The 20,158-nt window shown below is 63.9% G+C and carries 15 protein-coding genes and 1 pseudogene; 5 read left to right on the forward strand and 11 right to left on the reverse strand.

What is annotated here, in order from left to right:
- Positions 1-7: 7 nt before the first annotated feature.
- The 8 genes and pseudogenes from CQZ88_RS06435 to CQZ88_RS06465 all read right to left on the reverse strand — a co-directional run bounded on the left by CQZ88_RS06435 (position 8) and on the right by CQZ88_RS06465 (position 8,203).
- The gene (locus CQZ88_RS06435) at positions 8-1,690 is read right to left on the reverse strand and encodes a class I adenylate-forming enzyme family protein (RefSeq protein WP_102799426.1); all 1,683 of its coding nucleotides are present in this window, start codon (positions 1,688-1,690) and stop codon (positions 8-10) included.
- The gene (locus CQZ88_RS06440; RefSeq protein ID WP_006931487.1) at positions 1,687-2,625 is read right to left on the reverse strand and encodes an SMP-30/gluconolactonase/LRE family protein; all 939 of its coding nucleotides are present in this window, start codon (positions 2,623-2,625) and stop codon (positions 1,687-1,689) included. The genes CQZ88_RS06435 and CQZ88_RS06440 overlap by 4 nt, the downstream gene beginning before the upstream one ends.
- Positions 2,625-3,761, reverse strand: a complete 1,137-nt coding sequence (locus CQZ88_RS06445) for a CaiB/BaiF CoA-transferase family protein (protein ID WP_102799427.1) — start codon at positions 3,759-3,761, stop codon at positions 2,625-2,627. Before CQZ88_RS06445 ends, CQZ88_RS06440 begins: the two co-directional genes overlap by 1 nt.
- Positions 3,758-4,006 carry a Zn-ribbon domain-containing OB-fold protein gene (locus CQZ88_RS30550; RefSeq protein WP_006931483.1) on the reverse strand — a complete coding sequence of 83 codons (249 nt, stop codon included), beginning with the start codon at positions 4,004-4,006 and terminating at the stop codon, positions 3,758-3,760. The genes CQZ88_RS06445 and CQZ88_RS30550 overlap by 4 nt, the downstream gene beginning before the upstream one ends.
- Positions 4,007-4,039: 33 nt before the next feature.
- A pseudogene (locus tag CQZ88_RS32380) lies at positions 4,040-4,159 on the reverse strand (zinc ribbon domain-containing protein); the annotation flags it as partial.
- Positions 4,156-5,334, reverse strand: a complete 1,179-nt coding sequence (locus CQZ88_RS06455) for a thiolase family protein (RefSeq protein WP_258008474.1) — start codon at positions 5,332-5,334, stop codon at positions 4,156-4,158. The gene CQZ88_RS06455 and the pseudogene CQZ88_RS32380, both read right to left, overlap by 4 nt.
- A 219-nt stretch (positions 5,335-5,553) precedes the next feature.
- The gene (locus CQZ88_RS06460) at positions 5,554-6,666 is read right to left on the reverse strand and encodes an NDMA-dependent alcohol dehydrogenase (RefSeq protein ID WP_102799429.1); all 1,113 of its coding nucleotides are present in this window, start codon (positions 6,664-6,666) and stop codon (positions 5,554-5,556) included.
- Between the two features lie 31 nt (positions 6,667-6,697).
- Positions 6,698-8,203, reverse strand: coding sequence for an aldehyde dehydrogenase (locus CQZ88_RS06465; protein WP_102799430.1), 1,506 nt, complete (start codon positions 8,201-8,203; stop codon positions 6,698-6,700).
- A 280-nt stretch (positions 8,204-8,483) separates the two neighbouring features.
- Here CQZ88_RS06465 and CQZ88_RS06470 point away from each other — a divergent pair, with 280 nt between their 5' ends.
- The 4 genes from CQZ88_RS06470 (at position 8,484) to CQZ88_RS06485 (ending at position 13,586) form a co-directional block, all read left to right on the forward strand.
- Positions 8,484-9,215: a GntR family transcriptional regulator gene (locus CQZ88_RS06470; protein ID WP_006931474.1), complete on the forward strand. Its 732-nt coding sequence runs from the start codon at positions 8,484-8,486 to the stop codon at positions 9,213-9,215.
- 632 nt (positions 9,216-9,847) lie between these two features.
- Positions 9,848-11,164: an MFS transporter gene (locus tag CQZ88_RS06475; protein ID WP_180986957.1), complete on the forward strand. Its 1,317-nt coding sequence runs from the start codon at positions 9,848-9,850 to the stop codon at positions 11,162-11,164.
- A 115-nt stretch (positions 11,165-11,279) separates the two neighbouring features.
- The gene (locus tag CQZ88_RS06480) at positions 11,280-12,059 is read left to right on the forward strand and encodes an alpha/beta fold hydrolase (protein ID WP_050034290.1); all 780 of its coding nucleotides are present in this window, start codon (positions 11,280-11,282) and stop codon (positions 12,057-12,059) included.
- A 183-nt stretch (positions 12,060-12,242) separates the two neighbouring features.
- Positions 12,243-13,586, forward strand: coding sequence for an MFS transporter (locus CQZ88_RS06485; protein ID WP_102799432.1), 1,344 nt, complete (start codon positions 12,243-12,245; stop codon positions 13,584-13,586).
- Here CQZ88_RS06485 and CQZ88_RS30555 read toward each other — a convergent pair.
- The gene (locus CQZ88_RS30555; RefSeq protein ID WP_308410790.1) at positions 13,501-14,133 is read right to left on the reverse strand and encodes an alanine racemase C-terminal domain-containing protein; all 633 of its coding nucleotides are present in this window, start codon (positions 14,131-14,133) and stop codon (positions 13,501-13,503) included. The two genes, CQZ88_RS06485 and CQZ88_RS30555, sit on opposite strands and share 86 nt — an antisense overlap.
- A 441-nt stretch (positions 14,134-14,574) precedes the next feature.
- Here CQZ88_RS30555 and CQZ88_RS06495 point away from each other — a divergent pair, with 441 nt between their 5' ends.
- The gene (locus tag CQZ88_RS06495; protein ID WP_102799434.1) at positions 14,575-18,039 is read left to right on the forward strand and encodes a serine/threonine-protein kinase; all 3,465 of its coding nucleotides are present in this window, start codon (positions 14,575-14,577) and stop codon (positions 18,037-18,039) included.
- 5 nt (positions 18,040-18,044) lie between these two features.
- On the opposite strand, the gene CQZ88_RS06500 is transcribed toward CQZ88_RS06495, so the two are convergent.
- Together CQZ88_RS06500 and CQZ88_RS06505 are read right to left on the reverse strand one after the other, a co-directional pair.
- Positions 18,045-19,307, reverse strand: coding sequence for an MFS transporter (locus CQZ88_RS06500; RefSeq protein WP_102799435.1), 1,263 nt, complete (start codon positions 19,305-19,307; stop codon positions 18,045-18,047).
- Positions 19,308-19,403: 96 nt separating this feature from the next.
- On the reverse strand, positions 19,404-20,150 hold the full coding sequence (locus tag CQZ88_RS06505) for a GntR family transcriptional regulator (protein ID WP_050034286.1): 747 nt from the start codon (positions 20,148-20,150) through the stop codon (positions 19,404-19,406).
- Positions 20,151-20,158 lie beyond the last annotated feature (8 nt).

The raw sequence follows: 20,158 nt of genomic DNA on the forward strand, positions 1-20,158 counted from the left end.
ATCTGCGTCAGTGGTCGGAGAGCGGAGTGTCAACCGCCGGGGTGGGCATCCCGGCGGCGTCGAGCCCGAGTTCGGTGAGCGCAAGTTCGCGCAGGCGGGCCTTGGGTACCTTGCCGCTCGCGACCCGCGGGAAACTGGCACTGGTTCCGTAGATCACATGGTGCGGGGCCTTGTACTTGGCGGCTCTGCTGCGGACGTGGTCCTGGATCCGGTCGAGGGTGACGTCGTCTCGGTCGGCGTCGACGAAGACAACGATCGCCTCCCCGCGCGCGATGTCGGGAATGCCCACGGCATGCACTTCGCGGACGCCGGCGATCTCCCCTACCAGAAGTTCCACTTCGAGTGGGCTGACGTTGATGCCGCCGGGCTTCATCATCTCCGAGAGCCGGGAGTGGAAGTGCAGGTATCCGTGCTCGTCCATGTATCCGAGGTCACCGGTGCGGAAGAAGCCGTCGGGTGTCATGACCTCGCGATTGCGGTCGGGATCTTTGTAGTAACCCCGCATGACGTGGCCGCGGATCAGGATCTGTCCGATTTCACCGGTCGGTATGGGCTCGTCGGTATCCGGGTCGGCGATGCGGATGTCCCAGTCGGGGAGGGGACGTCCGATGGTGTCCTCGGCCCGCTCGACGGGGTCGTGGGCATCGGTCAGCGCGCACAACCCGTAGGACTCGGTCAATCCATAAATGCTGGTGCCCAGGGTCAGCCCGAGTTCGGTGCGGGCGAGTCGACGGTCCGCCTTGCTCAGGCCGAGGACACCCTTGCGAAGGCTGAGTTGGCGGCGAGCGCAGTCGGGATGGTCGACGAGGCTTCGGGTCATGTTTCCGAGCCCGTAGTACGCGGTGCAGCGCTCACGTTCGAGCAGTTCGAGGGCTCGGCCCGGTTCGTACACCTCCATGAGAACCACACAGGCGCCGTGGGTCCAGGTCGCGCCGAGGGCCTGGATGACACCGAGTCCGTAGAACAGCGGTGTCGCGAGGAACGACCGGTCGTGTTCGTCGAGCGCCTGCCGTTCGCCGATGTTGAAGGTGTTGACGATGGCGTGGTGATGTTCGAGCGCGACACATTTCGGTCGCGCCGTGCTGCCGCTGGTATAGATCAGGTACGCGAGGTCGTCCGGCTCGACTGCGGCTTCCGCATCGGCCAGCGCGTCGTCGCTGATCTGTTCTCCGCAGCCGAGGAACTGACGGAGCGATACGGCAGCCGGGAGGCGGTGCTGCCCGAGCTCGACGACGTGGTGCAAGGCCGGCAATTTCGTGTCATGGAGTATGCCGTCGGGGCCGGGTGCCTCGGTGACCGCCGCGACGGTGCCCGCGACGATGGGAACGTAGTCCGTATCGCGAAGCCGATCGAAGAACAGCAGGACCTTCACGTCACCGTGGTCGAGCGCGTACGCGAGCTCATCGGTCTTGTACCAGGTGTTGATGGGCACGACAACTGCGCCTATCCGCGCCCCGGCCATCGCGGTGTACAACCATTCGGGGCGGTTTCCGGCCAGTATTGCGATCGAGTCACCACGGCCGATTCCCATGGCCAGCAGCGCCTTCGACCATTGGCTGACCCTGTGATCGAGTTCGGCGAAGGTGGTGGCCGTGCCTTCGAACGAGATCGCGGCCCGGGTGGGGAAGCGGTCGGCCATTTCGTGCAGCAGGGCCCCCCAGGTGCGAGCGGCAGGAGCTGATGCGGTCATTGGAGTTCCTCGCGGTGTGCAGGCGACGAATCGGGTGGGGCCGGAGAAGCAGGCGGGGTGGGTAATCCGGAGGTTTCGACAGGGAAGGCGAGTACGCGCCCGCCCTTGGCAACGGTGACGATCAGACGGTCGAGCGCGTCGCCGGCGAAGCAGACGCTGGTGGGCATCGTTCCTACACCGATCGCCAACTGCTCACACATCTGGCCGGTCGAGTCGAAGTAGGTGACCTTTCCCGATTTGCTGCCTGCTACCCACAGACCGCCCTGAGCGTCGATGGTGATGCCGTCGGGGGTCGAGACGGTGATTTGCGGGAAGTCATGATCGACGGTCGCGCTGTGTGCTGTGACCACATAGCGGCGTACCCGATCACGAGCGGTCTCGGCGACATACAGGTGTTCCGGGTCGGGCCCGAACGCGATGCCGTTGGGAAAGAAGACGTCGTCGAGAACGACTGAGGCGTGATCGGCCGCGGGGTCGTACCTCCAGACGCGCCCCGGCAGGGCTGCGCTGCCGAAGCCGTGGCCGTTCGGGTCGGTGAACCAGAGGGCGCCGTCCGGTCCGAACGTACAATCCGACGGAGCGTGAACCCTTCCGTTGAAGATGGTGCTCGGCGCGGCGGCCGCCCGGTGATCCCAGACCTGGATGGACGGCGAGACCGGCACCTGTGATCGGGTGGGCATCGCGCCGCCACCATTCTGGGTGATCCACAGTCGCCCGTCGCAGCCGAGCGTCATGCCATTGGGTCCACCACCGGTTTCGGCGACTGCCACAGCCGGGCGCCCGTCGAGGAAGATCTCGTACAGCGCGCCTCGACTGACGCTCGTGACGAACAATCGGCCGTCTGTGGTCCATACGGGCCCCTCGGTGAAACCGATGTTCTTCCCGAGTGTCAGGCCGTCGTGGACTGTTCTGCGGATAATTGTCGGTGCCGCCATCAGTGCTGTCCTGTTCTGATTGTCTCCGGTGCCGCGCGGACGGTCGACGCCCAACGCGTCATCAGGGTCTCGGCTGGCTCTGTGTTCTCGCCGCGGCCACCGGCGGTGCCCGGTGTTCTGCTGTAGCGAGGAGCGGGCGCCGGCTCGACGCGATCACCACGGACGAGGGTGTTCCGAAACTGCATATGCGGATCGGTCACCGCCTCGTCGAGCGCGAGAACGGGGGATACGCACGCGTCGAGTTCGGCGAAGACCAGTGTCCATTCTGCGCGCGTTTTCATCCGGAAGATTCGCGCAAACAGGTCCTTCATGGCGGGCCACTGCGCCCGGTCGTGCTGTGCCGGTAGGTCGGCGTCGGCGAGCCCGAGACCGAGGAGCAGTCGCTGGTAGAACTGCGGCTCGATGCTGCCCACGGCCATGAAGGCGTCGTCCGCGGTCCGGTAGACGTTATAGAAGTGCGAACCACCGTCGATGCTGTTCGTGCCGGGTTCGCCCGACCAGTTCCCGGTGGCCTTACGGTTCCAGATACCGCTCATGAGCAGGCTGGTTCCGTCGATCATTGCGGCGTCGACGACCTGGCCGGTACCGCTGGATACCCGCTCGTAGAGTGCGGCGAGGATTCCGGTGACCAGCAGCATCCCGCCGCCGCCGTAATCGCCGACGAGGTTCAGTGGCGGAACAGGGACTTCGCCCTGGCGGGCGATGGACCGGAGGGCACCGGTCAGGGCCAGGTAGTTGATATCGTGCCCAGCGGTAGCGGCGAGTGGTCCGTCCTGCCCCCAGCCGGTCATTCGGGCGTAGATCAAGGCCGGGTTGCGGTTCAGGCAGGTGCCGGGTCCGAGCCCCAGCCGTTCCATCACGCCCGGCCGGAATCCTTCGATGAGTACGTCGGCGTGGTCGATGGCCTCCAGAGCACGGTCGCGATCGTGTAGGTCCTTCAGATCGAGGCTCAGTGCGGTCCGTCCCCGGCCGAGGATGCCGGGGTCGTCGGTGTGCTGCCCGGGCCGGTTGATGCGCAGAACTTCCGCGCCGGCGTCGGCGAGCATCATCGCGGCGAACGGTGCCGACCCGAGTGCGGCAATCTCGACGACGCGCAGTCCACGGAGCGGGCCGAGGGAGGGGGCTGTGTCGGTCATGTGCCTTCCTTGTCGGCTGCGACGAAGATCAGGTGCGACTCTCCGTCGTCGATGGTGGTGAAGTCGGCGCGGACTCGCTGCCCGATCCGGAGAGAGGACATCGGCGCGCCGACGACGTTGCCGTAGATCCTGGCGCCCTCGTCGAGTTCGATGACCGCGACGACGTACGGGCTCGGCAGGTAGAAGTCGGTCAGGTAAGTCCTGTGGAAGGCGGCGTAGGACCACAACCGGCCCTCACCGCTCACCGTGTTCCACTGCGGGCTTTCCGTGTTTCCACAGCGAGTACAGGCCGCTTTCGGGGGGAACTGATGATTTTCGCAGGCTGCGCATGCGCTGATCAACAGCTCGTGCCGGGCCAGTCCTTCGAGGTGGGCGGTCAACGAATAGCGGGGGTTCATGCCTGTGCTCCGTACACGACCGAGGTCACCACGGGAGCGGCGCACAGGTACTGAGCGATGGTCGCATCGTGCACCTGGCGGTCGCCGCACGTTTTCCTCAACTGGCGGATGGCCTCGACGTTCAGCCCCCACCCTTGCATGTAGCTTTCCGACAGATGTCCGCCGGAAGTGTTGATCGGCAGTTCACCGCGCAGTCCGATGCGGCCGTCCTGGATCCATGCTCCGGACTCGCCGGGAGCGCAGAATCCGAGGCCCTCCAAGGTAAAGAGCACATTGGGGCTGAAGTTGTCGTATGCCATCAGGACGTCCACGTCGGCCCGAGTGCAATCGGCCATTGCATACGCTTGTTGCCCGGCGGTGCCGATTGCCTCGCGCCAGAAGTCGTCCGGCGGGAAATCGGAGTTGCGCAGCTGCCCTTGTTGTCCGAACCCCAGGACGTGAACGGGTGGTTGAGCGCAGTCGCGGGCCCGGTCCGCTGAGGTGAGAATCATGGCCACGCCGCCGTCGTTGATCAGGCAGTAGTCGTAGATCTTCAGCGGTTCGACGATGAATCGGGACTCGAGGTAGATCTTGTGTGAGATGGGATCTTTGAATACGGCTTGCGGATTCCGCGATGCGTGCTCTCGCAGGGTGACCGCAACCTGCGCCAGTTGTTCGGCGGTGGTGCCGTACTGCGCACAGTGCCGCTGGAACATCATCGCGTAGAAGGCTCCGGGCGAGGTCATCCCATACGGCAGGGTCAACGCCGGGTTGGTGCCGTATCCCTCGGCGGCCGCGCTGGCGCTCGCGCCGCCGCCTCCATAGGTGTGCCCACCCGAGCGCCCGTTGTTGCCGTACACCAGCGCGACGGTAGAGGCCATTCCGGTAGCGATGGCCAGCACCGCCATCTGGATGGCGACGCCGGTCATGCGTCCCTCCGCCGGCAGCTGCGCCGACCAGCGGGGTTCAATTCCCATCCGCGAGGCCACCACCTCGTAGCTACTCACCCGGTTCACGATCAAGCCGTCGAGGTCGCGCGTGGTGAGTCCGGCATCGGCGAGTGCAGCCTCGAGGGCGGTCAAGCCCAAATCGTCGGCGGAGGAACCCGTGAAATTGCCGAATTCGGTCGTGCCGACCCCAACCACTGCGGTGGCCGCGCGAAGTGCGGCGCGATCTGCGTGACGGTGCGTCTGCACTACAACTCCCGATTTGATAAATGATACGTACGGACAAATTCACTGTGACATGCCCGCGGTGTTTTCGCAAGAGGGCGGACGTGAGGGTTGTACCGTATACCTTTGTGCTGCTGAGGCATTGGGCTAAGAGTGAGTTCACCGGATGTGCGAGCATGCCACGGCGACCTTCCGGTCCCTTGGAAGGGACCGGAAGGCCCCAAGCGGCCGCGGTAGAAGCGCTCAGAGTGAGAAGTCGATGATTCCGCGGATGTTCTTACCGTCTCGCAGGTCCTGATAGCCCTGGTTGATCTCGGCGAGCTTGTAACGGGTGGTGATGAGTTCGTCGAGTTTGAGCTGTCCTGCATCGTAGAGTCGCAATAGCCGGACGATGTCGTACTGCGGGTTCGACGAACCGAACAGAGTGCCCTTGATGGTCTTCTCCATGAACACCATTTCCTGGCCCGACACGTGGACGGTGAGGTTGGCGGCATTGGACACGCCCGTGACCACGACCGTCGAGCCCTTCCCGATCACCTTGAATGCTGCGGTGATGGTTTCCTCGTCCATGGTGCCGATCAGCACGAGGGCCTGATCGGCACCCTGGCCCCAGGTGAGTTCATCGACCTTCGCATGTGCTTTCTCGGCGTTGGAAAAGACGTGAGTCGCTCCGAATTTGAGCGCGGTGTCTCGCTTGAATTCGACGGGGTCAACACAGACGATGTACTTCGCTCCGGCGTGCACCGCACCCTGAACCGCATTGACGCCCAATCCGCCGATGCCGTAGATCACGGTGGTGTCACCGGGGCGAACGTTGCCGGCATTGACGGCGGTGCCCCATCCGGTCGGGACGCCGCACCCAACGAGCACTGCAGAGTCGAGGGGAAGCCAGTCGTCGACCTTCACGACCGAGTACTCGGACACGGTCGCGAGTTCCGAGAAGGCTCCGAGCATACAGAAGGCGCTGTAGTCGGTGCCGTCCTTGTGTAGGCGGAAGGTGCCGTCCGGCATGCTGCCTTCGAGAATTGTCGATCCGGCATCGCAGAGATTCTGGTGCCCGGTCGAGCAGTACCGGCAGATGCCACAACTCGGGGTGAAGCTGCAGACCACGTGGTCTCCGACAGCGACCTTCTTCACGCCTGGGCCGATCTTCTCGACGATGCCCGCGGCTTCGTGCCCTCCCACCATCGGATAGCGCACCGACAGATCTCCGTCCATCATGTGCAGATCCGAGTGGCACAGTCCAGCCGCGGACATTCGCAGCATGACCTCCCCGGGCCCGGGATCGTCGATGTCCAGTTCCATGATTTCGAACGGGGCGTGGGGTGCGGTCAGTACGGCGGCGCGTGTCTTCATTGTTCTTCCGATCGTCGTTCGAAGGATTTTCTCAGCTGTACATGGTCCATACGGACTTGGTTTCCAGATATCCGTCGAGGCTGTCCGGGCCCAGGTCACGGCCGTAGCCCGACTGGTGGAACCCGCCGAACGGAGCTGCTGGATCGGTCAGCCCCCAGCCGTTGACGTAGACGGTCCCGGCCTGCAGTCTGCGCGTCATCGTCTGGACGGTATTCACATTCGTCGTCCAGATACCCGCGGCCAAGCCGTAGTCGCCGGCATTCGCCCGCTCGATGACCTCGTCGATGTGGTCGAAGGCGAGAACGACGACAACCGGACCGAAGATCTCCTCACGTACGCATTCCATGTCGTCGGTCGCATTGGCGATGATCGTCGGAGGGTGGAAGTGCCCGGTCAGATCGCCGGGAACCTGAGCAGCCTGATAGACCTTGGCGCCCTTGATTTTTGCACGTTCGACGTATCCCCGGACGCGCTCGAGTTGCGCATTGTTGACCAAAGGGCCGAAATCGACACCCTCGTCGAGTCCATGTCCGATCCTCAACTGCCCGGCGATCGCGGTGAGTTGCTCGACGACCTCGTCATGGATGTCTCTGTGTACGAACAATCGTGATGGTGCGCTGCAGGTTTGACCGGAGTGCCAGAAGATGCCGCCCGCAGAACCGGTCACCGCCTCCGTCACGTCGGCGTCGGGCAGGATGATGTTGGCGGACTTGCCACCAAGTTCGAGTGTCACCCGTTTGACGTCGGCCGCGGCTTGGCGAGCGATGTGCTTGCCGACCTTCGTCGAGCCGGTGAATGTGAGCTTGTCGACCCCAGGATGGGCAACCAAGGCTTGACCAGCGGTCCCGCCGGCGCCGGGAACGACGTTGAGCACGCCGGGGGGCAGTCCGGCCTCGCCGGCGAGTTCCGCCAGCCACAACGCCGACAGGGGCGTTTCTTCGGAAGGCTTGAGGACCATCGTGCACCCGGAGGCAAGTGCGGGGCCGATCTTCCATCCGCACAGCAGAAGTGGGAAGTTCCATGCGGTGATCGCGCCCACCACTCCGACCGGTTCGCGTTCGGTGCGCACGTGGATACTCGGATGAGATACCGGGACGGTCGAACCGACGATCTTGGTGGGCCAGCCGGCGTAGTAGTGAAACGCCCGCGCGGCGAACTCGACATCGATGTTTCGTGCTGCGCCGAGGACCTTCCCTGCATCGAGGACCTCGAGCTGAGCGAAGTCATCGGCGTGCTGGTAGATCAGATCGCCGATCCGGTGGAGGATGCGTCCGCGGTCGAGGGGGCTCATCTGCCGCCACGGGGCCGACTCGGCAAACGCGCGCCGGGCCGCGTCGACCGCGTCGGCGACGTCGTCCACTCCTCCGGAAGCCGCAACCGCGATCTGGCGCCCGGTTGCCGGGTCGAAGACGGGCATCTCCTCGCCGCTGCGCGCTGCGCGCTGTCCGCCATCGATGAAGACGTGCGGGGCGGTCTTCAGGCGGTTGACGACAGCCGAGGAGAGAAGGTGATCGGTCGATGCGATGGGTGTCATCATGCCTCTCAGATTGGATATGTGATACATCAGATGTGACTCACGTTACGCCCGCGTGGCCTCGAAGTCGAGTCCGGCCCCGGCGCCGCGGACAGCGAAGTACCGGGCCAGGAGAAGCGGTCGGCCGACGAACTGCACAAACCCGCTGGTCAGAGCCGTCGATGCGCTACTTGGGGGACGATTGGCGTGCGGCGGCGTGTTGCACGCGGCGATGCGTCAGCGGCGCCCCCTACGGATCACGTACACTAGCCCGTGTTGATGATTGATCAAATTAGGAGTCGAGATGACTGCGTCTGACGCCGGAATCGATCTACCGATTCGTGCTGCACAGAACGGTGGCCGGCGTGAGGACGCTCGTCCGCAGGTGGCGCGACGAAACATGAGTGGTCAGGTCGTCGACTACATCAAGAATATGATCTTCGACGGGTCTCTGATTCGGGGACAGCGAGTGCCGCAGGACCAAATCGCCAAAGATCTCGGCGTCAGTCGTCTGCCGGTTCGGGAAGCGCTCATCACTCTCGAGGCCGAAGGATTGATCGACTCCGAGCCGCATCGCGGTTCTTATGTTGTCCCCATCCGGCGCGAGGACATCGACGATCACTACCGAATCTACGGAATGGTGCAGGGGCTCGCGTCACGACGCGCCGCGTCCCGTATCACCCAGCCAACGCTTGCCCGGTTGCAGGAGCTACACGAACTCATGCAGAACAGCGACGATCCTGACGTGCTTCATAATCTGAACTGGGAGTTTCACGCCCTCATCAACCAGACGGGTGGCAGCCGGCGCCTGTTGTCGGTGCTGCGGCAGCTGGCCAAGAACCTGCCACGGGCCGTGTACGAGGCACCGCCCGGCGCGAGTCCCGAAGCCACTCGGAGTCACCAGAAAATGCTCGACGCCTTGAAGCGTGGGGACGGGGCAGCAGCGGAGGCTGCGTCGCGCGAACATGTTCAGTTCGAGGGCGAGTACGTGATAGCCAAGCTCAAGCGCGACGGCATCCTCGCCGACGACGACTGAGGACGGCGAACAGACACGTCGGAAGACGGCGCAGGTCACCGGCCGGGCTGAGACGGTGAACCGGCCGGTGACCTGGCGGGCGAGTGCGTCCGAAACTCGGCAGGTCGAGTTGCTGCTGCATCCACCCCAGCGCGATGGCTTCGGCCCGTGTACGCGCGCGTAACTTGCGCTCTCGACCGTTCGATGATGTCCAGCGCGTCCAGGGCCCGCGCCATCGACGTGGGAAGAAACGCGGTGAGCTGACCACGGATGTGAAGAGCCGCGCGTCGGGCTGCCGGTCATCCAGCCCGTCTGAATGCCGGGCCCCTCATGGCACGGTGGAGGACGGACCATCCGCTGCGCCGAGATCGGTCTCGTTCCGCGAGTGACAGCGATCGGCCGGGGTGTCGGCACTCCCCCACCTTCCTTCCCCGTAGGAGCAGGTAACTTGTATCAAATATCCGGGGGATGTTCGTCGACCTGAACCCTAGCCGCACCGTCCTGTCGGTAAAAGTACCAGTTCAGAGCGGTCATACGTGCCACTCCCGACTCCCCTCGTGGCTGCACACTTGATAAATGATGCAAAAAACCGCAGACTGTGTGGCGCACGCCACTGCGTGATCCCCTCCTCCTCGATGTCCCCAGGAGCCCCGATGTCAGAAACAGCCATCGACGATGGTTTGCGCGAACGCCCATCCACTCCACTTTCCGCGGAGAGCAACCGCCTGAGGCCCTACCACTGGGCTGTCATGGTGCTCGGGGTGCTCGGCTACGCGACCATCGCCGCCGACGCCGCGATTTTCCCCACGAGCTATCCCCTCATCCAGCAGAGTCTGGGGTTCTCCGACAATGCCGTCGGGTACATCTATGCGGCCGGATTCTTCACCTGCGGCGTCATCGCCATGTTCCTCATCGGCCCGTTGACGGACCGCTTCGGTCGTAAGCCACTCTTCGTCGCAGCTATCGCAATCTGCTCTGCGTTCACGATTCTTGCTGGATTCTCATGGAACACTGTGTCATTCGGTGTAATGCGGTCGATCGCAACAGTCGGGTACGTTTCGTGGGGACTGGCCACCGTGCTCATTGCCGAGTCAGTACCTGCGAAGCACCGGGGATGGATGACCGGGGCCGTACCAGTGGGGTGGGCCATCGGATTCGGAACATCGGCCTTCTTCTCCGAACACATCGCAGCCAGCATGGGATGGCGGGCGGTGTTCTGGATCGTCGGCGTACTCCCCTTGGCCTTCGGTATCGCGGTCTTCTTCGTCATCAAGGAAACACCGCACTTCCAGGACCTCCAGCATGCCCGTCGGACGGGGGCGAGCAAGTTCCACGTTGATGTCGCCAAGACGGAGAAAAGTGTGCTCGCTCAGCTGTGGGCAGCGGATATGCGTCGCCGCACCATCGGAGTAACCCTGTTCTTCCTCTTCATCGTGCCCCAATACGCCATCATGTCCTATTTCGGACTGAGCTTCCTGCAGGCGAAGGACATCTCGTTTCTCGAGGCCAACCGCGCAATAACCTGGGCAAACTGGCTCGGTATCGTCACCATCCTCGCCGCCAGTTTCCTCACGCGGGGCAAAGGCGCCCACTACACCCTCACGTCCGTCGGAGTGCTCGGATCTGTCTGCGCCATCTTCATGGTGTACCTGGCCACACCGTCGACGATCTTGCCCTGGTTCGTCGTCTACGTCTTGATCACCATCGGGCTATGGGGCGGATCCTCGAACTTCTTGCAAGAAGCCTTTCCCACCCGTATTCGTGGCACGGGTGGAGCATGGGGTTCTGGCATGTTGTGGGCCAGCTACGGAACTCTTGCGCTCATCGTCGCTCCATTGCTGACCGTCTACAGCTGGAATGTACTGGTCATCGTCTTTGGTGCCGTACTGCCGCTGATCGCGCTGATCGGTCTGTGGCTGGTTCCGCGACCGAAGGCGCTCAACTCCAACCTCGAAGACCTGCTGCACTGACATGCTCCCCCGCACACTCCGAGCGATCCGGAGGATTTCGCCGCCGTTGTCGAACACAACCTCCCCGTGCCTCGGCCCTCCGCCTCAGGCCCAATGACGTGAAAGGGAAGAGCCGATGAAGGTTTTCGACGTTGTAGACCAGGGACACGGACCAGCGGTGCTCTTCTCCCACGGCACGCTCCTGGATCGGACCATGTACACCGAGCAAACCGCTGCTCTGGCCGATCGCTACCGAACCATCGCCTACACCAGCAGGGCCGGAACATCGGAATATGCCACCGACTACGACCTCGACTCGCTGGTCTCCGATTGCCTGGAGGTGGCCGCCCGAGCAGGAATCGACCGATTCGTACTGGTGGGAATGTCCGTGGGCGGTTTCATGGCGATCGAACTGGCCCTGAAGCACCCTGAACGGCTGGCCGGGCTGGTCCTGATGGACACGATGGCTGACGCCTATACCAGCGAGGAGAAGGCTCGGTTCGCCGATGTATTCCGACCCATGAAGAGCGAAGCCCCCATCTCCGCAAGCTTCGCACAAACCTTCGTTCCCATCATTTTCGGTCCGCAGGCCATCGCGAACCGTCCCGATTTGGTCGATTCGTGGGTGCGCAAGTGGCGGACCAGACCATCGCGGTCGGTGTGGGGCGAATACAACTCGTGGATCGGCAAGCACGAACGCCTTTCCCGCCTGCCGGAGATAGAGATCCCGACCCTCATCGTGCACGGTGAGGACGACAACGGCATCGACATTGCAGCTGCCGAACGGATGCATGCCCGGATACCGGGATCGGCCTTTGCCCGAATCCCAGGCGCGGGTCACTTGGTGACTGAAGAAGGCCCCGATGCCGTGACAACCGCGCTGACGACCTTCCTCGATGCCCTACCGCGTTGGTAGATCCGGCCGGACGGTCATCGAGCATCCGTGGACTACCTGGTCTCCCGTCGAGCATCGTCGTCACCGGTGCCGATCATGATCGACGGAGGACAGTCCGCGTGAACGTTGCCCGACTCCCGGAAACCGTGCACTACGCCACGGTTGCCGCTTCCTCACATTACTGTTCTCTCTGGAGGAACCATCATGAGCGTGCGTGAAAAACGCTCCACCGCAAAGATGCTTCGTGTTACTGCAGCAGGATTCGCCGGCACCGCACTCGAGTACTACGACTTCTTCCTGTACGGCACCGCCGCAGCCCTCGTGTTCGGACCCCTGTTCTTCCCGTCATACAGCCCGCTGGCGGGGACCCTCGCCTCCTTCGCGACTTTCGCGGTGGGATTCCTGGCGAGGCCATTGGGCAGCGTGCTCTTCGGCGGAATGGGTGACAAGGTCGGCCGGCGCAAGACGCTCGTGGTCTCGCTGTTGATGATGGGCACCGCAACGGTTCTGATCGGCATACTTCCGACATTTGAGCAAGTCGGCTGGCTTGCACCGCTCCTGCTGGTCACTCTCCGTTTCGTGCAAGGCATCGCGATGGGCGGAGAGTGGGGTGGAGCTGCACTGATGCTCGTCGAGCATTCACCCCCGCGCCGGCGTGGGCTGTATGGCAGCACCGTCCAGATGGGGGTGCCCGGTGGACTCCTGTTGTCGACCATCGCCGTCACCGTCAGTGACCACATCTCCGGCGACGCTTTCGAAACGTGGGGATGGCGGATTCCGTTCCTGCTCAGCGCCGGACTCTTCGCCATCTCGATGTTCATTCGCCTCGGCGTCGAGGAAACCCCGGACTTCACCGAACTGCAGACTGCATCGGCCCAGCAAAGCACCCCGGTGCGCACACTACTGCGCAGTCAATGGCGGGACGTCGCATGGGCCGCGGGCGTCATTGCTCCCGGAGGCATCCTGTTCTATCTGGTTTCCACCTATGCCGTCTCCTACGGCACCACCATCCTGGATATCAGCCGTACCACGATGCTCAAGGCACTGCTCGCCGCATCGATCGTTTATTTGATAAGTCTGCCGGTATCCGGTCATCTGAGTGACCGGTTCTCACGCCGTACTGTCCTTCTCGCCGGGTGCTTCACCGCCCTGTTCGGAGGGTTCGTGCTGTTCGCGCTGATGAACACCGGATCGGGCTGGGCCGCGTTCTTGGGTATCACCTTCATGCTGGCGGTGGTGCATTCGGCACTGCAAGCCCCGCAGCCGGCCTTCCTCGCGGAACGATTCAGTGCCGATGTCCGGTTCAGCGGCGTCGCGTTGAGTCAGGCGCTGTCGGTCAGCGTCATCGGCGGCACCGCCCCCTTCATGGCGACGCTGTTCTATAGCTGGACGCACTCCACCTGGCTGATCTGCACCTGGCTCGCACTCTGGAGCGTGGCTGGGGCCGTCTCGACGATCGCGCTCAGCAGGAGACCATGTGCGATCGACGATGCCGGGCAGCGACCGGCCGATACCGACCGGGAACACCGGCTCGGTGCGACACGTTAACTGACCGGCACTCACGACAATTTCCGCGGGTGTGCTGTTCCGTCCGCTCGGTGGACAGCGCACCCGCGGCGCTCTGAACCGGAAATATGCTGCGCGCCAATGATATAACGCCACTCGATCCGACTACGCAGTCCGCCGAGGATCTCGGCGGGGGTCGTTCCGAACGCGCGAGCCCACCGATGCGCGCCCCCGGTGGTGCCCTCAGTTCCTCGAACAACACCGCACGATCTCCTTCCGTGACATCGGTGTCCGTCCCGAGGTAGACCACAATCCGATCCATGCACACCAGCCCGATCCGAGGGCGCCACCTACCGCCCAGCAGCACCGGCATACTGCAGCCCAGCGCACGCGAGCTCCCGTCCGCGTGCCCCACGGGCAGCAGAGCGACCGAACAGTCCCTCTCTGCCACCCGACCGAGGTCGGCATGGACCGGATCGAAACGCAGGTCACCGCGGCACCTGCTCGAGGTGAACGTTCGCAGTTGACCGCCACCTGGTCCCTCGCGGCGGTCCCGTGCCGTGCCACCGCTATTACCTGGCCAACGCACTGACCGCGATCTTGCACCGCACGGTGGCTGTACGCGTCTGGCTCGACTGCCGCCATCGACGACGCCAACGGGGTCGGAGCCGACAGGGCCATCGTGCTGCGGGAGACGGGGTCGAGGTTCACACAGGCTTCGATGACAGGTCGTCGGTCCTTCAGAGATGCGGTGCTGGGAGCGCCATCGTTCTCCCAGTAACGATTGACACGGTTACGGCCCTCGATTCGATGCTCCGCACCCGCCCACACAGGGTGGGGGATGACGGGTAGTGCCGCGGACGAGGCCGCGAATCCTGCTTGACCCCTCCTCAGCCACCATCGCGGTCATCGAGCGTGTATTGACGCGTTCAGGGCCGGTTCGGTCGGCTACCAGATTATCCTTGATTCAGTAGGCGCGAGGTGGGTGATGAGCCGATTCAAGGCACCAGGTGCCGGTTCGAGGTCGTAGGTGGCCGAGACCGATCCGGGGGCAACGCAGCGCGACCAGACTGCAGCCATCGCCACGGAGCTGGCTGCGGAGGGATTCGAGGGCGCCACCGAGATCGGACGGGGCGGCTTCGGTGTGGTTTATCGCTGCGAAGAGCGGGCTCTCGATCGCGTCGTAGCGATCAAGGTGCTCACGACCTATCACGACCCGGAAGGCGTGGATCGGTTTCTCCGTGAGCAAAGAGCAATGGGACGCTTATCCGGGCACCCCAACATTGTCACCATCTATCGCGTCGGGACGACGGGTGCCGGTCACCCGTACCTCGTCATGCAGTACCACGAGCCGGGCTCCCTTCAGTCGCTGATCGAGTCGGGTCCGATCCCCTGGCCCCGTGTCCTACACCTCGGTATCAAGGTGGCCGACGCGCTCGAGACTGCCCACCAGCAATCCATCCTGCACCGAGACGTCAAACCCGCGAACATCTTGATCGACACCTACGGAGAGCCGCAGCTGACAGATTTCGGCATCGCGCGCATCGCCGGCGGGTTCGAGACCGCGGCCGGTGTCGTCACCGGGTCACCCGCCTACACCGACCCCGACGTGTTACTCGGGCGTCCCCCCAGCCCGGCGAGCGATATCTATAGCCTCGGAGCCACTCTGTTCTGCGCGCTCACCGGGCACGCGGCCTTCGAGCGGCGCCGCGGAGAGCCTCTGATCGACCAGTTTCGGCGCATCACCAATCCGAGCGGCTCCCTGCTACGCGACTGGTATGGAGAGATTCCGGAGGAGGTCTGCACTGTGATCGAGCACGCGATGGCACGCGATCGCGGCAATCGTCCCAGCACGGCAGCCGACTTCGCCGACCAATTACGCCGCGCCCACCACAACGCCGAAGGGAGCGCGACAGACTCAGGTGCCGCTCCGGACTACACTTCACCAGCGTTCGGATTCGGATTCCCGGCACCGCACTCACGGACCCCGATGCCCTCCGGCCGGTACTCGGCACCCCCAACACCCGCCACCAGATTCCGACCCCCACCACCGAGCCGTACGCTGGTCACCCGGGACCGTCTGATGCAGGCCCTTCACACCGATCGACGGCGACGCCTGACCGTCATCCACGCACCCACCGGCTACGGAAAGAGCACCGCAGCGGCACAGTGGCTCCATCAGCTCGCCGACGAGGGCATTGCCACCGCATGGCTGACCATCGACCGAGACGACGACAATCCTCTCTGGTTTCTCGCACATCTCATCGAAGCCATCACCACCGCGTTGCCGGCCTTGGCGACCGAATTACGTGACACCTTCGAAGCACACGGTGACCGCGCGTGCCCACACGTGCTGACAACGTTGATCAACACACTGCACGATCAAGACCAACACCTGGCTCTCGTCCTCGACGACTGGCATCGGGTCTCGGATCCCTCGAGTGTGGCTACGCTGACGTACCTACTGGACAACGGTTGCCACCACGTCCAGATCATCGTGACCAGTCGCACGCAAACTGGACTGCCGATGAGCCGGATGCGCGTTCGCAACGAACTAGTCGAGATCGATTCGGCAGTATTGCGATTCGACGAAGATGAAACACGCAGCTTCCTCATGGAAGCCTCGGGACTGGACCTGGCAACAGAGGACATCGCCGACCTGGCGAGGTCGACCGACGGCTGGGCCGCCGCCATACAGCTGGCGTCGATTTCTCTGCGCTCGTCCGCGGACCCTGCCCAGTTCATTGCCCACCTCTCGGGCCGCCACCACGCGATCGGTGATTTCCTCGCCGAGAACGTCCTCGACTCCCTCGATACGGATACGCGCGCATTCCTACTGGCCACCGCCATCCCCGACCGCATCTGCGCCGACCTGGCCTCGACCCTGACCGATGTGCGACGCGGTCAGGCGATGCTCGAGCTGATCGAAGCGCGTGACCTTTTCTTGCGCCGAGTCGACGACGAAGGGCACTGGTTCAGATACCACCACATGTTCGCAGAATTCCTGCGTGGCCGACTCGACACCGAGTTCCCCGGGCGATCGGCGCAGTTGCATCGATCCGCATCCACCTGGTTCGCCGAGCACCGCTTTCTCAGCGAAGCAGTCGATCACGCACTGCGTGCCGGCGATACGGCCGGTGCAGTGAAACTGGTCGAACGCGACGGGACGTATCTGCTCGAGCATTCGCAGATGTCGACGTTGCGTGGACTTGTCGACAAGCTGCCGACAGACAGCACAATGTCCAATCCGCGGCTGCAACTCGCCGCCGCGTGGTCGAACATCCTGCTCTACAACCCCGGCCCCGCTCTGCAGGCACTTGACCGCGTCGATACCGCGCTCACCCACCTCAGCGCGTCGGAGACCCCCGCGCTGCGTGCCGAAGCCTCGGTGATCAGAGCGGTCGTGGAATTGCGTGCAGACCGAGCCTCGCGAATCGACGACTTGGTGCGTCCGTGTCTCGATCGTCCCGATGACTTCCGGCCGTGGGTCGTATCCGTCGCAGCGAACGTTGCGACGTTCGCCAAGATCTGTCGGGCGGACTACCGCGCCGCCTATGCCCTTCAGCACTGGGCCGCAGCGTATCACCAGCGGAACAACGGACCGTACAACTCGGTACACGGACACTGCTGGGTGGGTATAGCGGCCTTCGAGCAACTGGATGTGAAGCTGGCGGAAGCGAGTTTCCGCACCGCGATGAAGATCGCTCAGCAAGTGGATGGTCGACGCTCCTACACCGCTCGGTTAGCCGGCGGGCTCCTCGGTGAAGTTCTGTACGAACAGGGACACACCGCCGAGGCCGAGCGACTACTCGACGACGGATACGACCTCGGACCACACGCGGGCGCTGTCGACTTGAAGATTGCCCGGTACGTCGTCGGAGCCCGAATCAAAGTGATACACGGCGACCAGTCAGCGGCCGTTGCACGACTGGACGAGGGAGCACGATTCTCCATGCAGATGCAACTGCCGAGGCTCTACAGCTCCATCGTCAACGAATCGGTGCGCCTGGATCTCGTCCTACCATCCTCAGATGCCTCGCAGACTGCAGATCTCACCTACGCCGAACGTGCGGAGCAGGTGTCCGGTCTCGACGAGGTTATCGCGCAGAACCGGGAGGAGGCGGCCATCACGCGATTGGTGCGAACCGGATCCCTGGCGAATACCGAGCTCGCATGCCGGTGGGCCGGAGAGTGGGCGGAGCGACTTGCGGGCAGCGAACGCCACCGGGCTGAGCTACGGGCCCGCAGGCTGCTGGCCGGCTGCCTCGCCGCATCCGGCCGTAGCGAAGAGGCTGGAAGCCTGCTCACCGGGGTAGCAGCCCAATGCGCGAAAGCCGGGTTGGTGCGGTTTCTCGCCGATGGCGGAGTACACGTCATGGACACCCTCCGACAAATCGCCGGCAACGTCCATCCCCCCAGCCATCCGCCGCTGTCGTCGGACCTGCCGGACGAATTCGTGTCGGCCGCGCTCGCGGCTGATGCCGGCCTGCCCTGAGCTCCCTACCGCAGGGATGACACAGCGCCCTCGGTGCCGTGTTGAATCGATCGTCGGGCCCCGGCTCCTGCGGAAGAGACGAGGATCAACCCCGCCCCGATGGCGAGCCAGATGGCCGCGGCAAGCATGCCGATCCGGAAACCCCAAGGGCTGACCACCGAGGCGAGGGCTGGTCCGGCGCTGGCACCGAGAAAGGTGAAGGATCCGTACAGTGCCGTTGCACCGCCCGTTTCCTCCGGACGCACCTGCACCAGAAGTGACTCGACAATGGCTGACGCCGTAGCGGAAATCGCCGCCACGAGCAGCAACACCGCTATCGACAGTCCTATCAGGTAGTCCGACGACACCGATCCGGCGGCCACGGACATCGCCGCCACACCCAACGCCGCCGCGCCCCGGCGGGCCGGTCGCCACCGCCTCAGTACTCGACCCAGAAATGGAATGACGAGAAGTGCTGGCACGGTGATCAAGCGCAGCACCTGCAGGGCCTCGGGATTTCCGGCAACCGACGGCGGGCCCACCAGCGAGATGGTGGTGAAGACGCTGACATACCCTCCGAGGAATGTGGCCGAAGCACCGAACAGCGCGACCAACCGCCACCTGCCCAGAATCGTCACCAAGACCCCGAAGAGCCGCGCACCACGGGGGTGGCGGATGGCCCGCGCCCTCGGAACGAACACAACAACGACCACGGCGGCCACCGCGAGCGCACCCGCACCGAGCACAAAGACCGCGCGCCAACCGGCCGCAACAGCGATCACCTGTGCGGCGACGGGAACGACTGCCGCCGCTCCGAGGAAACCGCTGGTCAAACAGCTCAATGCCAGCAGACGCTGGCGCGGATCGATGTTCTCGGCAATATACGTGAACGCGGCGGGGGCGAAGGCGGCTGCCGCGCAGCCCTGCCCCGCGCGAGCGATCAGTTCGAGAAGCAGCGTGGAAGGAAGGGCTGCCAGCAGCGTGGTGACGGCAGCGGTGCACAGACCCACAGACATCACGGTATGGGAACCGAATCGCGACGCCAGCGGCCCCGCCGCGAGGAACCCGACAGCATAGGCGACGCCGAACACAGTGGAGGTCGCCGTCACCTGTGCAGGGTTGACATCGAAGGAAGCGGCCATCTGCGGTAACAGCGCCAATACCGAGTACATCTGTCCTACCGCGGTGACAGCCGTGGCGGTGAGAATGATAATCACTCGCCGGGGCGGGACATACCGATCCCGGACGACGTCGATCGAACCGATATCGGTGCTCGTCTCTCGACCCACACCGCCTCCTTCGTGCGTTCCTGGTAGGTCAACCGTGTAATCGATTGCCACCCCGACCACTTCGTGGTGGCTCGGAGCGGACCGCGGACGTCCCGATCAGCGGTGCCGGCGCAGGTCCATCCGGTAGCTGTAGCGGCGGGGATTGAAGCGGGAGGCGGTGAACTCGACCGGCCGCCCACCGGCGTCGTGGTACAGCCGCTCGATGAGCAAGACGGCGTCCCCTACCGAGCATCCGATCAGTTCGCTCTCAGCTTCTTCGGCTCGAGTGGCGTGGATGCTCTGGGTCGCCGAGACGATGCCCTCGGGCAGTAACCGCTCCGCCGATTGAATGATCGTGCTGTCGGTCTCCCATGCTGCCCGATCGATCACGTTGTCCGCCAATGAGGAAACCATGTAGTGCCGAGTCAGGGCGAAGGGCGCATCGTTGTAGCAGCGCTGGACGAGGGCACAGCGGACATCTGAGATGTCCGCGCCGAGGTCACGAGCGATCGCAGGCTCGCTCACCCCCCGCCGGAAAGGCTCGAGCAACCGAGTGGTGGTACCGGGCCAGCTCATGATCTCGTCGAGCGATCCGATCGCACGCTGATAGCGAACGGAGTTCGTCTCGTACCCAATCAAATACGTGCCACTGCCCTGAACACGGTGCACCATGCCCACCTCGACCAGGTGTCCGATTGCTTGCCGGATCGTGTGCCTGCTGACGCCGAAAGTGTGCCGAAGTTGATCCTCGGTAGGCAACTTGTCACCCACGGCGTACTCACCGCGTTCGGCTCGCCGCCGAAGTTGTTCGGCGACGAGCCGGTACGCGGGACGCTTCAGATTCGAATGCGTCTCCACAATCATGCCTGCCT

The sequence above is a fragment of the Rhodococcus sp. ENV425 genome, assembly GCF_002887785.1.
GTDB classification, from domain to species: Bacteria; Actinomycetota; Actinomycetes; order Mycobacteriales; family Mycobacteriaceae; genus Rhodococcus; species Rhodococcus aetherivorans.